We start from the raw sequence: 16020 nt of genomic DNA, 5'->3' as shown, positions 1-16020 counted from the left end.
AGTGTGAAGTAATTGAACTAAGAAATACCGTTAATCTTTTGTGTTTGATCGAAATCTTCTTTCACAAATCCATCTCAATAACTATAATTAACGTGGTGTTTAAAATACTTGTTTGACCACACATGGACGAATGAAGCATTGCCCAATATCGTCAATGGATTATGTGATAAAGGCTATGAAATTGTTGATCCTACACTAATTAAAGATATTTCGGTCTAACACTACATAATCTAATAAAGTTATTGAAATAATAACTAGTATGGTATATGATAGTTACGGAAGCGCTTACAAACATGTGGGGATGGGAGTAAGTAGTTACGGTTTTGTAGATCAACGAAATGATCGTCATGAATAAATACGGAATGAAAAAGAGGCCATCTAGTGTCCTCTTTTTCATCTTTTAAAGGGAGATTTTATTTAATTGCCCGATGCTCTTTTATTACTCGTAAGAGCTGAAGAGATTCGTCCTCTGGGCCTTGGACAGGTAAGCCCGCTTCAATGTTTTCTTTAATGTATGTTAGGTTTTCTTCTGTAATAATTTCTCCTGGAATAAAGATGGGTATACCAGGAGGATAAACCATAATAAATTCTGCGCATACTCGACCAACTGTTTCGGCGACCGGTAAAACTTCGGTTTCAGCATAAAAAGCATCTCGTGGTGTCATTGCTAAACGTGGAATAGATGGTAGCATAACGTTTGTTACCGATAAGTCATCATCATGTTTATATTTTTGTGATAAAGCATTCATCGCCTCGATTAAGATGGTTGCTTCTTGCATTGTATCACCAGGTGTAATGATGCAAAGAATATTATAAAGATCTGATAACTCAACTTCAATATCGTACTGTTCACGAAGCCATTTTTCAGCTTGATAACCAGTGATTCCAAGATCTTTTACTGAAATAATGATTTTTGTTGGATCAAAGTCAAAAGTAGCTTTAGTACCTAAAATCTCGTCACCGATACATGTTAACTGATCGATTTTTTTGATTTCAGATCGTATATGCTCAGCTAACTGGATCGTACTTTCAATCAATGCTCTTCCCTCAGTGGCTAACCTCTTTCTCGCAACATCAAGTGAAGCTAAGAGTGGATAAGATGTTGACGTAGTTGTTAACATACTTAAAATAGTCTGCACTCTTTTCGCTGACACGAGGCCTTCTCTCATATTTAAAATGGAGCTTTGAGTCATTGAACTACCTAGTTTATGAACACTTGTTGCTGCCATATCTGCGCCTGCTTGCATTGCTGAAATTGGTAATAACTCATGAAAATGAATATGAACCCCATGTGCTTCATCAACTAATACGGGTACATGGTGTGAATGTGCAATTTCTACAATGCTACGTAAATCTGCAGCGACACCAAAGTATGTTGGATTGATGACTAACACCCCTTTGGCCTCAGGATGTTGCGCCAACGCATTGGATACGGAATCAGGAGTAATTCCATGAGAAATTCCTAAATCACTATCTACCTCTGGATGAACAAAGATTGGTATGGCTCCGCAAAATACAATTGCGGACATAACGGATTTATGAACATTTCTTGGAACGATAATTTTATCTCCAGGTCCACAAACACTCATAACCATTGTCATAATTGCACCACTTGTACCTTGAACAGAGAAAAATGTAAAATCAGCTCCAAATGCTTTTGCAGCAAGGTCTTGTGCAAATTTAATCAGGCTTTTTGGCTGATGAAGATCATCAAGTGGAGCGATATTGATTAAATCAATCGATAGAACATTATCTCCAATAAATTCTCTAAACTCGGGGTCCATGCCAGTACCTTTTTTATGACCAGGTATATGAAATTGAACAGGATTTTTGGAGCTATGATTTTTTAAACCAGTAAATAACGGTGTGTCTTTTTGTTTCCATTGTCGTGAAGACAGATGGGTATCAACCGTCACGGAATTAGATGGTGTCTGTGACAATCCCTTTCACCTCATTAAGTGATTTTTCATCCTGTTAAAGGACGATAACAGAAGAATTATAGCATTTTAGCAGTCGAAAGAAAACGAAAAAAGCGACCTGTAACTGAAATGAATCGAAATGAATCGAAAAACAAATACTTTAACATATGCAGTGTTTATTCTTGTTAGGATGTTCGATACAATAAAGATGATTCTGAATGAAGCAGGTGAAAAAAATGGAATATCAATATCCAATCTCAATTGATTGGTCTACTGAAGAAACCATAGACGTTATGAAATTCTTTGATATAGTTGAACGTGCTTACGAAAAAAGCGTTCCCCGTGAAGAATTTATGGCTGTGTATAAGAGGTATAAAGAAATTGTACCAAGCAAATCTGAAGAAAAGACGATCGATAGGGAATTTCAAGATGTGAGTGGTTTATCAACGTACCAAGTTGTTAAAAAAGCAAAAAGTAAGGAAACAAATGAACGTTTATCAATGAAATAAATAAAGAGTAGGTCGAGTACTCGACCTACTCTTTATTTATTTTGTGCTAAAACTGACTGACGATACAATGGAAGCAATTTTTTATAAGTTGACTTTATTTCAACAATCAATGCCTGTTGATCCATCACTATGTTATCACTCGGAAACAATCGTTTACCGATAAGTAGCTCCGCTTTTTTTACGTTTTGAAAACGTTCAAGAACGTGGAGAAAGTCTTCTTCATTCATCGTGCTAACTTTTTTACCTTCTTTTTTCATATGGTCAGATGAAATCCAACCATCTTGAGGAATTGTAGCAATTACGCCATCAAAATTTTCAATAAATGACTGAGCGATCTTTTCTTTTTCTGGAAGTTCATAAATAAATGCAAGCCAGATGAATAGATGATCATCCCATAGACCAACTTGAAAATGAGGCAACTTTTTATATCCTCTTTTACTTGATGAAATAGCCATCCAAGTATCATTTGGCGGGTTTACTGTACGGCGCGCATGTCTTGCAATATGTAGATACATCTCTTGCTCGAGTTGATTTTCAAGAAAAGGGACTAGTTCCTCTCCTAAGCTTGAAAATTTAGGTTGAATTTTCTTTTGAATTGCTTCCATACGTCCATCCAAACCCTCGATTTTGAACACATCAAAATCTCTTTGCCTAAATCCTGTTGACATCTAATCATCTCTCCTTCTAATTCAGTAGATAATCTTACAAATCGGTCAAAAAAATCTTTCTATTCGTTTGAATTAAAGTAAAAGTGGGGATAATACCATTAAGAAAAGATAATTCCTTTCCTTACAAGACTTAACGTTTGTACTATTGTAGCATAATTCTTATAGGTGAATAAAACATTAAGTTTTGCATAGAATGGAATTATAAAAATATCCGTCGAACAACAAATAAACCGTCAAAACGGTTAAGCTGGAAGGGGTGCAAGGACATGAAACAGGTCATCCAAGTTACTAGAAAAAGAGATCTAAAAACTGAACGTATGGCTGTTCTACGTATGGAGTTGGATTATGAGTTAGCTGTTTTGTTTGAGGCATTAGAAGAACAAAATACGAACATAATTACTGCTTCAAAAGAAAAACTAGGTATGATTCGGCAAGAGCTCCTTAGCCTAACAGATGGTCCTTGACTCAAGAGGAGCGATAATCATGAATGACATTTTCACACAAAGTTAAGACGGATGCCCTGATGCCCAGAGCATTCGTCTTTGTGTTTTATGGTGTGAATTTCTTGCCTCATTTAAATTATTCATCTAGTCTTGAAGATAGAACATTACTAACCAGGAGGCACACCTATGACGACCAATTGGCAAGAAATTGATCTATTCGCAAAAAATCTGATTGATCGTGCAGGAGAAACCATTCGTCATTCGTTTAGAAACAAGCTTCAAATTGAAACGAAAAGTGATGCGAATGATCTTGTAACAAATATGGATAAAGAAATTGAGAAGTTTTTTGTAGAAAAAATTAATGCATTTGATTCATCTCACCATATTATGGGTGAGGAAGGGTACGGTGATCAACTTACGTCGATGGATGGCGTTGTTTGGATTGTTGACCCAATTGATGGTACGATGAATTTTGTCCATCAGCAGCGAAATTTTGCCATTTCAGTTGGCATTTATGAAGATGGTGTAGGGATGTTAGGGTACATATATGATGTTGTATTAGATGAGCTCTATCATGCACATAAAGGGCATGGGGCTTATTTAAATAACTCCAAACTAGAGATGCTCAAAGACGTTAAGTTAGAAGAATCGATACTTGCACTAAATACAACATGGGTCACACCTCATGATCGGGTGCCATATGAGGTGTTTGGTCCACTTGTACATAAGGTGAGAGGAACGAGGTCATATGGTTCTGCTGCTCTTGAAATGGCTTATATTGCTACTGGTCGTATCGATGGTTATTTGACGATGAGATTATCACCATGGGACATCGCTGGAGGAAAGGTCATTATCGAAGAAGTCGGAGGGATCGTGACAGATTTATTTAATCAACCACACACATTATTGTCTAAAGCGTCCGTTTTCGCTGGGAATCCAGCAGTCCATAAAATAATTTATGAACACTATTTAAAAGAAAAGTTACCAAAATCATAATGAAAAATGCCGAACCTTAGTCAATCAGGGTTCGGCATTTTTCGTTCATCATTGTGATTGTTGTGCTTCTCTAAATTTCTTTTTTGTTTTAAATCCCATACCGAATACAGCGATTAACACGATGATTGAAAGAAAAATTCCTGCCAAATTTCGTTCTCCAACTGCTATTCCAACACCAGTCATTGCAAGGACTGCCGCAAATGCATAAAGAATAAAGATACCGTTTCCATTTTTCACGTAAACAACCTCCTTACGCCTATTTTACATAATTCGTTTTTGTATTTCTACCTTATGTGATATAATAATACAGTTAATAAGGCTTAAAAAAGCATTCAGGAGTGAAATAATGACAAAGTTAAGACAGGATCTACGCAATATTGCAATCATCGCTCACGTTGACCATGGAAAAACGACATTGGTTGACCAGTTACTTAAGCAATCTGGTATCTTCCGTTCAAATGAGCATGTAGAAGAACGTGCGATGGATTCAAATGACCTAGAAAGAGAGCGCGGTATTACAATTTTAGCGAAAAATACTGCGATTCAATACAAAGATACTCGTATCAATATTTTGGATACGCCAGGACACGCCGATTTCGGTGGTGAAGTAGAGCGTATTATGAAGATGGTTGATGGTGTTTTACTCGTTGTTGATGCATATGAAGGTTGTATGCCGCAAACGCGTTTTGTGTTGAAAAAAGCACTTGAGCAAAATTTAACCCCAATCGTTGTTGTTAACAAAATCGACCGCGATGCAGCTCGTCCAGCCGGAGTGATTGACGAAGTCATTAACTTATTTATCGAGTTGGATGCGAACGAGGAACAATTGGAATTCCCTGTTGTTTATGCATCTGCTATTAATGGAACGGCTAGTCTTGACCCTGAACAGCAAGACGAAACAATGGAATCACTTTACGATTCAATTGTTGAAAGTATTCCAGCTCCAATCGATAATAGTGAAGACCCACTTCAATTTCAAGTTGCACTGCTTGATTATAACGACTACGTTGGTCGTATTGGAATCGGTCGCGTCTTCCGCGGAACGATGGAAGTAGGACAACAAGTTGCATTGATGAAGCTTGATGGAAAAGTTAAGAACTTCCGTGTGACAAAAATATTTGGCTTCTTTGGTCTAAAGCGTGTTGAAATTCAAAAAGCACAAGCTGGTGATCTGATTGCTGTATCAGGAATGGAAGATATCAACGTTGGAGAAACTGTTTGTCCAATTGAGCACCAAGATGCTCTTCCGGTTCTTCGCATAGATGAACCAACTCTTCAAATGACGTTCCTTGTAAACAACAGTCCGTTTGCAGGTCGTGAAGGTAAATTTGTAACATCACGTAAAATTGAAGAACGTCTTCGTGCACAGCTTGAAACAGATGTTAGTCTTCGTGTTGAAAACACAGACTCACCTGATGCGTGGGTTGTTTCAGGACGAGGAGAGCTTCACCTTTCAATTTTAATTGAAAACATGCGCCGGGAAGGGTTTGAACTACAAGTATCAAAACCTGAAGTGATTGTTCGTGATATCGATGGTGTTCGCAGCGAACCTGTTGAGCGTGTACAAATCGATATTCCAGAAGAGTACGTAGGTTCTGTTATTGAATCTATGGGTGAGCGTAAAGGCGAAATGCTCGACATGGTTAATAATGGTAATGGTCAAGTTCGATTAGTATTCATGATTCCTGCACGTGGTCTTATTGGGTACACAACGGAATTTCTAACGCTTACACGCGGGTATGGAATTATTAACCACTCGTTTGATAGCTACCAGCCAATGCAAACAGGTCGTGTAGGCGGTCGTCGTGAAGGTGTTCTTGTCTCAATGGATAAAGGACAAGCTTCTCAATATGCGATTTTAGGTGTTGAAGACCGCGGGACGATTTTCGTAGAACCTGGTAAAGAAGTGTATGAAGGCATGATTGTCGGTCAACACACACGTGACAATGACTTAACCGTTAATGTGACAAAAATTAAAGCAGCGAACAACATTCGATCTGCTAATAAAGAGCAAACAACAACACTAAAGAAAGCGCGTATCATGACGCTTGAAGAATCTTTAGAATACTTGAACGACGATGAGCTCTGTGAAATTACACCAGAATCAATCCGTCTTCGTAAAAAAATTCTTGATAAGAGTGAGCGTGAACGTTCACAGAAAAAGAAAAAGACTGCCGAAACGAACTAATCTACGATAGGAGTGATTGTGCATGGTCAATGTGGAGGATCGTTTATCGTTTTTTCCAGCCTTGTACCGTGTGGAAGTCAATCCAGAATTGGGTATGTGGCTTCTATATATCACCATTATTGCTTTATCTATTCTAGTCTACAAGCTAGGATTCGCGAAAAAGCTACCGCCTTTAAAATCTGCGTTGATTTATCTTTTTCTATTTGCTGGATGTACAATTTTAACATTCCTAGCAATTTTCCTTCCTGTAACAGAAGGGTTGATCATTGCCGCGTTAATTTTAATCATCTATAAAATCCGATTGCGCAGAGAACAAGCAAAAGGTACGATCTAACAAAAACAGTCCATCAAAATTTGATGGGCTGTTTTTTGTATTAAAACCCATTGCTGAACGGTCATTCAGTGATGTTTTCTAAAATTATTTTTATTTTATTGAAAAGTTGATACATCAAATATGTAAACGCATACAATCAGTTTAATATTCTAATTTGTGTAAAAATTATAAAAAACACTGTTGACGCCCTTCTTTATCCGCGTTATGATTGGCAACAATTCATATACATCAAGTTTTACAAACTGGTAGTAACGGTTAATGGAAGGATTGATAAAAGTGAGTGAACAATTAATTTTTATAAATGGCGAGTATGTTTCCAAAGAGAATGCCGTCGTTTCGGTTTACGATCATGGATTTTTATACGGAGATGGGGTGTTCGAGGGCATTCGATCCTACAACGGCAACGTCTTTCGTTTAAAAGAACACTTGGTTCGACTTTATGATTCTGCAAAGTCAATCTTGTTAGATGTTCCTTATACAACTGAAGAGATGACTGAAATTGTACTTGAGACATTACGTAAAAACAATTTATCAAATGCATATCTTCGATTAGTTGTTTCTCGTGGGATCGGCAACCTTAGCTTAGACCCATTTTCTTGTAAGCGGCCGAATGTCATAGTGATTGCAGAGTCCTTATCACTATTCCCAAAAGAGCTATACGACAGCGGACTTGAAATTGTAACGGCTGCAAGCAGAAGAAACCGTTCTGATGTACTCAGTCCGAAAGTAAAATCACTTAACTATTTAAACAATATCTTAGTGAAAATTGAGGCTGGATTAGCAGGTGTACCTGAAGCGTTAATGCTGAATGATCAAGGCTATGTAGCTGAAGGTTCTGCCGATAACATATTTATCATTCAAAATAATCGTATTATAACGCCTCCAGGTTATGTTGGAGCATTAGAGGGGATTACCCGAAACGCGATAATTGAACTAGCAAGAGAAAAAGGTTACTCCATGGAAGAAGCGGTTTTTACTCAACATGATGTTTATGTAGCAGATGAAGTATTCTTAACAGGAACTGCTGCTGAGGTCATTGCTGTTGTCAAAGTAGATGGAAGGTCAATCGGAACAGGTAAACCAGGTGTTATCACAAATGAACTTCTTAAAGCATTTAGAGACTTAGTTGTTGATGACGGTGTGAAAGTATCCAATTCAAAATTAAATATTGGATAACCATATGTATCAAATTACTGATTACTGTCATATGGTAAAACAATAATAGGTAAAATCAATGATGAGGAAAAAGTGATTATGCATCTGCATTTACAGAGAGCCAGTTATGGTGGAAGCTGGTATTGCTGCTAATCGTGACATCACCTCGGAGTGGAGCATTGAACGTCATAGTAGATGCTCTCGGACGTAGTTACTACGTTCGTTATAAAAGAACAGTTAAATCTGTTCAAGAGGCAGTTTAAACTGCGAAATAGGGTGGTACCATGAAAAGTCTTTTCATCCCTATACAAAAGGCAATCTTTTTGTATGGGCTGAAAAGGCTTTTTTCTATGGTTTCAACGCCGTTTCATTCTCGTGTCAAACTGATTCATAGAGGGGGCGTTATAGCATGGGCGTAAATATCAATGTAAAACAGGAAAAAGCACAAGTAATGGGTGATGAGAAACCTAAGTCGAAACTTCAAGGTTCGGATGTATTTATCCAGTCTCTACAAAATGAAGGTGTAGACATGATATTTGGATACCCAGGTGGAGCGGTACTCCCAATCTATGATGCACTTTATAAAAATCCTATCCCACATATTTTAGCAAGACATGAGCAAGGTGCGATTCATGCGGCAGAAGGATATGCAAGAGTCTCAGGAAAAACGGGGGTTGTTATCGCAACTTCCGGGCCTGGTGCAACAAATCTTGTAACGGGAATTGCCGATGCGATGATGGACTCTCTTCCTTTAGTTGTTTTTACCGGTCAAGTAGCAAGTGCGGTAATAGGCACAGATGCTTTTCAAGAAGCTGATATCATGGGCATTACTCAGCCAATTACGAAGCACAATTATCAAGTGAAAAATGTGAAGGACCTTCCAAGAATCATCCATGAAGCATTTCATATTGCTTCTACCGGTAGACCAGGACCGGTACTCGTTGATATCCCTAAGAACATATCAAATGAAGTGTTTACAACATCTGATGTCAAGGTGCCTGAATTGAATCTACCTGGATACCAGCCGACGACATCGCCCAGCTATTTACAAATAAAAAAGGTAACACAAGCTCTTCAACGAGCGAAAAAGCCATTGATTTTAGCAGGTGCTGGTATTTTACATGGCAAAGCAACAAATGAATTCGTTCAACTGGTTGAGAAGACTGGAATTCCAGTAACTAATACATTACTTGGTCTTGGAAGTATCCCAGGGAATCATCCTCAATTCTTAGGGATGGCAGGTATGCATGGAACCTACACGGCGAATATGGCCATTTATGAAGCTGATCTTCTCATCAATATCGGTGCTCGATTTGATGATCGTTTAACGGGTAACCTTGAGCATTTTGCACGAAATGCAACAGTTGTTCATATCGACATTGATCCGGCTGAAATCGGAAAAAATGTGGATACAGCGATTCCAATTGTTGCAGATGCAAAAGAAGCAATTCAAGCGCTTTTAAAATTAAAAATTGAAAAACTATCCATTGAACCATGGCTGAACAAGTTGAATGAAATGAAGCGTGACTACCCATTACAGTATACAAATGAATCAAAAAAAATGTTACCTCAAGAAGTTATTGAACTTGTTCATCGCCATACAAAGGGAAATGCGATTGTAACAACTGATGTGGGGCAGCATCAAATGTGGGCAGCGCAATTTTATCAATTCAATCATCCAGATCATTGGGTTACTTCAGGTGGTCTTGGCACAATGGGCTTCGGATTCCCAGCGGCGATTGGCGCACAAATTGCCAAACCAACTGAAACAGTCGTGGCATTTACGGGAGATGGTGGGTTTCAAATGACTTCACAAGAATTATCATTGCTTCAAGAAAATCAATTCCCTGTAAAAATAATTATTTTAAACAATCAATGTCTTGGTATGGTTCGTCAATGGCAAGAATCGTTCTATGAAGAACGTTACTCAGAGTCATTGCTTCCATCACAACCTGATTTTGTTAAATTAGCTGATGCATATGAAATTGAAGGCTATAAAGTTGAGACATGCGAAGAGGCTGAGGAAGTATTTAAAAAAATATTTGCATCAAACAAACCAGCTTTGATCGATTGTAGAGTAGAGCAAATGGAGAATGTGTATCCAATGGTAGCACCAGGGAAAGGACTGCATGAAATGATTGGGGTGAAAGGATGAAACGAGTGATTACCACCACCGTTATCAATCAAAGCGGTGTGCTCAACCGTGTAACAGGTCTTTTAATGAAACGGCAATTCAATATTGAAAGTATTACAGTTGGCCACACAGAACAACCTGGTATTTCAAAAATGACTTTTGTTGTACATGTAGAAGATGAGCGGAAATTAGAGCAGCTGCTAAAGCAATTACAAAAACAAATTGCTGTGTTAAAAGTGAATGACATTACTGATAAAGCGATCGTGATGAGAGAACTTGCTCTCATCAAAGTATTATCGCCCCCAGGTGTCAGAAGTGAGATCAATAGTATCATCGAACCATTTAGAGCAACTGTTATTGACATGAGCAAAAATGTGATCACTGTTCAAATTACAGGGGACCCTGAAAAAATCGAAGCATTTATCGATCTATTACGACCATATGGCATTAAAGAATTGACCCGTACTGGGGCAACAGCTTTTGTACGAGAAAATCAAAAAGCACCATCACAACAACTATCAATCTTATAAAAAACAAAAATAGGAGGAATTTATAATGGCTAAAGTTTACTACAATCAGGATATCAAAGATTCTTTATTACAAGGAAAAAAGGTAGCGGTAATTGGTTATGGATCTCAAGGTCATGCGCACGCTCAAAACTTAAAAGACCTCGGTCATGACGTAATTGTTGGTGTCAGAAAAGGCAAGTCATGGGAGCAAGCAGAAAAAGACGGATTAGAAGTTCAAACGGTACGTAATGCTTCTGAAGCGGCTGATATCATCATGGTTCTAGTACCAGATGAGCGTCAAACAGCGGTTTATGAAGAAGAAATCAAGCCAGGACTTCGCGCAGGAAAATCACTTGTTTTTGCTCATGGGTTTAACGTCCATTTTAATCAAATCTCTCCACCATCAGATGTAGATGTATTCCTTGTTGCACCAAAAGGTCCTGGTCATTTAGTACGTCGTACATTTGAATCAGGTGCAGGTGTTCCAGCCTTGTTCGCTGTTTATCAAGATGTATCGGGTCAAGCAAAAGAGGTTGCACTTGCTTATGCAAAAGGGATCGGCAGTGCGAGAGCGGGTGTTCTGGAAACAACTTTTAAAGAAGAAACAGAAACGGATCTATTCGGTGAACAAGCTGTATTATGTGGAGGGCTTACATCCCTAGTAAAAGCTGGATTTGAAACGCTGGTGGAAGCGGGTTATCAGCCTGAATTAGCTTACTTTGAGTGTTTACATGAACTAAAACTGATTGTGGACCTTATGTATGAAGATGGATTATCAGGTATGCGTTATTCGATTTCAGATACAGCACAATGGGGAGATTTTGTATCGGGACCACGTGTTGTAGATGCGGATACGAAGGCACGCATGAAAGATATTTTGACAGACATCCAAACAGGTAAATTTGCCAAAGGCTGGTTGCTTGAAAATCAATTAAATCGCCCAGAATTCAGTGCGATTGAGCGACAAGAAGAAGAACATCAGATTGAAAAAGTGGGTCGTGAGCTTCGCAGTATGATGCCATTTGTTAAAGCAGGGAAAAAAGAACAAAAGGAAGTGGTTTTTAGTGCAGAAGATTGACATCTTTGACACAACACTACGTGACGGTGAACAATCTGCTGGGATTAACCTAAATACTGCTGAGAAGCTTGAAATTGCCAAGCAACTTGAACGATTTGGAGCAAATGTGATTGAAGCGGGGTTTCCTGCCTCTTCACAAGGCGATTTTGAAGCCGTTAAGAAAATCGCTCAAACCATTCGTTCATCCATAGTAACTGGGCTTGCCAGAGCAGTAAAAAATGATATAGATACGTCATGGGAAGCATTGAAACATGGTGCGGAACCACACCTTCACATATTTTTGGCGACATCACCGATTCACATGACGCACAAACTGAAAAAAACACCGGATCAAGTGGTAGATATAGCCGTCGAATCCGTTAGACATGCTAGAAAGTACTTTCCACTTGTGGAATGGTCGGCAGAGGACGCATTCCGCTCGGAACCGGAATTTCTCGTTCGTATCGTTGAAAAAGTAATTCAAGCAGGAGCGACAACAATCAACCTTCCAGATACAGTAGGGTACGCAACACCAGTAGAATATGGAGAAATGTTTAAAAATTTGAAATATAATGTAAAGAGTATTGACAAAGTAAAACTATCAGCTCATTGCCATAATGATCTTGGAATGGCCGTAGCGAACACGATTGCAGCAATCGAAAATGGTGCAGATCAAGTAGAGGGAACAATTAACGGCATTGGTGAACGAGCAGGAAATGCTGCACTAGAGGAACTGGCTGTAGCTCTTCATATAAGAAAAGATGTGTATCCATTTCACACAGATATTCAATTAAATGAAATAAAACGTACTAGTCAGTTAGTTAGTCAGCTAACTGGAATGGCAATCCAAGCAAATAAAGCTGTAGTTGGTAAAAATGCGTTTGCACATGAATCGGGCATTCACCAAGATGGGGTGTTAAAAGAACGTACCACTTATGAAATTATTACACCGGAATTGATTGGAGAAACATCTAATCGTATTGTGCTTGGGAAACACTCGGGTAGACATGCATTTAAAGATAAGGCTATTGCACTTGGATTCGAACTAAATGATGAAAAAATCAATGAAGCATTTAAAGCATTTAAAACACTCGCAGATAAGAAAAAAGAAATTTCAGAAGATGATCTTTATATCATATTGACTGACCAACAAATTCAAGAAGATACGCCAGTATACGAGCTTAAATCTGTTCAAGTTCAATATGGTAATGGCAGTATACCAACAGCAACGGTGTCCGTCACATCACCAGATGGAGAATCTCTACAAGATGCCTCAACTGGATCAGGTAGTGTAGAAGCTATTTGTAATACGCTTGAACGACTGGTAAAAGGAAAGGTTCATTTGCTTGATTACCGTGTGACTTCAATTGGAAAAGGACGAGATGCACTTGGTGAAGCGGTTGTTAATTTGACGTTTAATGGAAAAACATCAACTGGACGTGATGTTGCCCAAGATGTTCTTGAAGCATCGGCAAAAGCTTATTTAAATGCAATAAATCGACAGCTTGTTAATGAGCGTCAAAGCGCATTTGCAAAAATGGTTTGATATCAGCTAGGAGGAATAATAATGGAGAAAACCGTTGCAGTTTTGCATGGAGACGGAATTGGAAAAGAAGTTATGCATTCAGCATTAAAGGTTCTTCGATCAATTGGACGTAGATTTGACCATACGTTTAAAGTGAAGACTGGTTTGATTGGCGGTGTGGCGATTGACGAAGTCGGTGATCCCCTTCCGAGAGAAACAATCGAGCTTTGTGAGAAATGCGATGCGATTTTGTTAGGAGCGGTTGGAGGTCCTAAGTGGGATCAAAACCCATCTCATCTTCGTCCTGAAAAAGGATTGCTTGCCATTCGTAAGCATTTTGAACTATTTGCGAACTTACGTCCAGTCAAAGCTGTACCTGGCATGGTGGAAGCATCTCCCTTAAAAGAACATTTAGTTAGACAAGTCGATATGATGATTGTTCGAGAACTTACAGGCGGCCTTTATTTTGGGGAACCAAAAAGAAAAACGGATAATGACGCAGTAGATACGTTAACGTATACAAGAAAAGAAATCGAACGGATTGTAGAAAAAGCATTTGGTCTGGCCCGTATTCGTAAAGGAAAAGTTACATCAGTTGATAAAGCGAACGTTCTTGAATCCAGTAAATTATGGCGAGAAGTTGTTGAAGAGAAAAAAGTAAAATATCCAGATGTTGAATTAGAACACATTTTAGTTGATGCAGCGGCTATGAAATTGATCACGCAACCTTCTTCATTCGATGTGGTTGTTACAGAAAATTTGTTTGGTGATATTTTAAGCGATGAAGCATCTGTTATCACCGGTTCATTAGGAATGTTACCTTCTGCAAGCATTCGTTCTGATGGTTTTGGACTTTATGAACCCGTACATGGATCAGCTCCTGATATTGCAGGGTTAAACATTGCCAATCCATCAGCAGCGATTTTATCGGTTGCAATGATGCTGAAATACTCATTCGGAATGGAAACAGAAGCTGTAGCGGTGGAGGAAGCAGTCTATAGTGTTTACAAAGATGGTTACTGTACAAACGATGTTAAAAAAGATGGTTATCGAGTATTAACTACAACAGAATTTACTGAAAAAGTCATGGAAGAATTAGAGCGTGAGCATGTTTCAGACCACATCTTGTCAGCTTACGTGTAATAAAGGGAGGGGTCTTTATGCCTAAAACAATTATTGAAAAGGTTTGGAACGATCATATTGTAAACGAAGAAAAAGGAAAGCCAGATTTGCTTTATATTGATCTGCATTTACTACATGAAGTAACGTCACCCCAAGCGTTTGAGGGTTTAAGGTTAAATAATCGTAAAGTGAGACGACCTGAATTAAGTTTTGCCACGATGGATCACAATGTACCAACTAAAAACCGTACTAATATTACTGATCCAGTGTCAAAAAAACAAATCAAGACACTTGCTGACAATTGCCAAGAATTTGGCGTTCCATTAGCTCACATGGATCATCCTGATCAGGGGATTGTCCATGTGATCGGACCAGAACTTGGGCTTACTCAGCCTGGCAAAACCATCGTATGTGGAGATAGTCACACGTCCACACACGGTGCGTTCGGGGCATTAGCTTTTGGAATTGGAACAAGTGAAGTAGAGCACGTACTTTCTACTCAAACACTGTGGCAATCAAAACCAAAAACCATGGAAATAAAAATAGTTGGTGAACTAGAGTTTGGTGTAGCAGCCAAAGACGTGATCTTAGCGATTATATCAAAGTTTGGTGTAGATGTAGGGACAGGTCATATTGTTGAATATACAGGAGAAGCAATCAAAAAATTTTCAATGGAACAACGGATGACCATTTGTAATATGTCAATAGAAGCTGGGGCAAGGGCGGGGTTAATTAGTCCTGACGAAAAAACGGTTAGTTATTTAAAAGGGCGCACTCATGTACCGGAGGGTGAGGAATATGACGCGCTTGTTGAGAAATGGCTTGGTTATTCAACAGATGAAGGAGCAGTGTATGACCGCATACTTGAAATTCATGCGGATGAAATCGAACCATTTGTTACGTGGGGAACAAATCCTTCAATGGGATCGGGTATTTCGTCTCACGTACCTTATGCGAATGATTATGACGATGTTTCAGACCGAGAAGAACTTCAGCGAGCCCTAGCGTACATGGATCTAAAAGAAGGTACACCATTAACTGATATTGATATCCAACATGTTTTCATTGGATCGTGTACAAATTCGCGCATCGGCGATCTTCGTGCTGCAGCTGAAGTAGTAAAACATAGGAAGGTTCACCCAAATGTAACAGCGATCGTTGTTCCTGGTTCTCGAACAGTGAAAGCTCAAGCGGAAGAAGAAGGGTTGAATGTTGTTTTTGAACAAGCAGGTTTTGAATGGCGTGAATCTGGGTGTAGTATGTGTCTTGCGATGAATGATGATATTGTCCCTCCAGGGGAACGATGTGCATCAACTTCTAACCGTAATTTTGAGGGCCGACAAGGAGCTGGGGCTAGAACTCATCTCGTTAGTCCTGTGATGGCTGCTGCAGCTGCTATAGAGGGTCATTTGGTTGATGTCCGTACTATATTGAAAGTTCATGCAAGAATGGAGGGGTAAC

At 38.9% G+C, this 16020-nt stretch carries 15 protein-coding genes and 1 other annotated feature; of the genes, 12 read left to right on the top strand and 3 right to left on the bottom strand.

Going from position 1 to position 16020, the window contains the following annotated elements:
* Positions 1-413: 413 nt before the first annotated feature.
* The gene (locus AB1471_RS06530; RefSeq protein WP_367778996.1) at positions 414-1898 is read right to left on the bottom strand and encodes an aminotransferase class I/II-fold pyridoxal phosphate-dependent enzyme; all 1485 of its coding nucleotides are present in this window, start codon (positions 1896-1898) and stop codon (positions 414-416) included.
* Between the two features lie 257 nt (positions 1899-2155).
* On the opposite strand from AB1471_RS06530, the gene AB1471_RS06525 reads away from it, so the two are divergent.
* Positions 2156-2428: a UPF0223 family protein gene (locus AB1471_RS06525; RefSeq protein ID WP_367778927.1), complete on the top strand. Its 273-nt coding sequence runs from the start codon at positions 2156-2158 to the stop codon at positions 2426-2428.
* Positions 2429-2460: 32 nt separating this feature from the next.
* Here AB1471_RS06525 and AB1471_RS06520 read toward each other — a convergent pair whose 3' ends face one another.
* A complete protein-coding gene (locus AB1471_RS06520; protein ID WP_367778926.1) occupies positions 2461-3096 on the bottom strand; it encodes a YktB family protein in 636 nt (211 codons plus the stop codon).
* Positions 3097-3362: 266 nt separating this feature from the next.
* Here AB1471_RS06520 and AB1471_RS06515 point away from each other — a divergent pair, with 266 nt between their 5' ends.
* Positions 3363-3560 carry a YkzI domain-containing protein gene (locus AB1471_RS06515; protein ID WP_367778925.1) on the top strand — a complete coding sequence of 66 codons (198 nt, stop codon included), beginning with the start codon at positions 3363-3365 and terminating at the stop codon, positions 3558-3560.
* A gap of 165 nt (positions 3561-3725) precedes the next feature.
* Complete coding sequence (locus AB1471_RS06510; RefSeq protein WP_367778924.1) at positions 3726-4535, top strand: inositol monophosphatase family protein; 810 nt, start codon at positions 3726-3728, stop codon at positions 4533-4535.
* Positions 4536-4583: 48 nt separating this feature from the next.
* On the opposite strand, the gene AB1471_RS06505 is transcribed toward AB1471_RS06510, so the two are convergent.
* Positions 4584-4772, bottom strand: a complete 189-nt coding sequence (locus tag AB1471_RS06505; RefSeq protein ID WP_367778923.1) for a YlaF family protein — start codon at positions 4770-4772, stop codon at positions 4584-4586.
* A gap of 109 nt (positions 4773-4881) precedes the next feature.
* Here AB1471_RS06505 and typA point away from each other — a divergent pair, with 109 nt between their 5' ends.
* The 9 genes from typA to leuC all read left to right on the top strand — a co-directional run bounded on the left by typA (position 4882) and on the right by leuC (position 16019).
* Entirely contained in the window at positions 4882-6723 is a 1842-nt protein-coding gene (gene typA, locus AB1471_RS06500; RefSeq protein WP_367778922.1) for a translational GTPase TypA, read from the top strand.
* A 22-nt stretch (positions 6724-6745) separates the two neighbouring features.
* The gene (locus tag AB1471_RS06495) at positions 6746-7057 is read left to right on the top strand and encodes a YlaH-like family protein (protein ID WP_367778921.1); all 312 of its coding nucleotides are present in this window, start codon (positions 6746-6748) and stop codon (positions 7055-7057) included.
* A 276-nt stretch (positions 7058-7333) separates the two neighbouring features.
* Positions 7334-8233: a branched-chain-amino-acid transaminase gene (gene ilvE / locus AB1471_RS06490; RefSeq protein ID WP_367778920.1), complete on the top strand. Its 900-nt coding sequence runs from the start codon at positions 7334-7336 to the stop codon at positions 8231-8233.
* 49 nt (positions 8234-8282) lie between these two features.
* Positions 8283-8520: a binding site (T-box leader), on the top strand.
* Between the two features lie 101 nt (positions 8521-8621).
* Positions 8622-10367, top strand: a complete 1746-nt coding sequence (gene ilvB / locus AB1471_RS06485) for an acetolactate synthase large subunit (RefSeq protein WP_367778919.1) — start codon at positions 8622-8624, stop codon at positions 10365-10367.
* The gene (gene ilvN / locus AB1471_RS06480) at positions 10364-10876 is read left to right on the top strand and encodes an acetolactate synthase small subunit (protein WP_367778918.1); all 513 of its coding nucleotides are present in this window, start codon (positions 10364-10366) and stop codon (positions 10874-10876) included. The genes ilvB and ilvN overlap by 4 nt, the downstream gene beginning before the upstream one ends.
* A 25-nt stretch (positions 10877-10901) precedes the next feature.
* Entirely contained in the window at positions 10902-11933 is a 1032-nt protein-coding gene (ilvC, locus tag AB1471_RS06475; RefSeq protein WP_367778917.1) for a ketol-acid reductoisomerase, read from the top strand.
* Positions 11920-13458: a 2-isopropylmalate synthase gene (locus tag AB1471_RS06470; protein ID WP_367778916.1), complete on the top strand. Its 1539-nt coding sequence runs from the start codon at positions 11920-11922 to the stop codon at positions 13456-13458. Before ilvC ends, AB1471_RS06470 begins: the two co-directional genes overlap by 14 nt.
* Positions 13459-13479: 21 nt before the next feature.
* Complete coding sequence (gene leuB, locus AB1471_RS06465; protein WP_367778915.1) at positions 13480-14580, top strand: 3-isopropylmalate dehydrogenase; 1101 nt, start codon at positions 13480-13482, stop codon at positions 14578-14580.
* A gap of 17 nt (positions 14581-14597) precedes the next feature.
* The gene (gene leuC / locus AB1471_RS06460) at positions 14598-16019 is read left to right on the top strand and encodes a 3-isopropylmalate dehydratase large subunit (protein ID WP_367778914.1); all 1422 of its coding nucleotides are present in this window, start codon (positions 14598-14600) and stop codon (positions 16017-16019) included.
* Position 16020: the final 1 nt, after the last annotated feature.

It is taken from the genome of Jeotgalibacillus marinus, assembly GCF_040801915.1.
Classification (GTDB): domain Bacteria; phylum Bacillota; class Bacilli; order Bacillales; family Jeotgalibacillaceae; genus Jeotgalibacillus; species Jeotgalibacillus marinus.
Note: the sequence above shows the minus strand (reverse complement) of the source record. Positions and strands in the feature narration are given on the sequence as shown.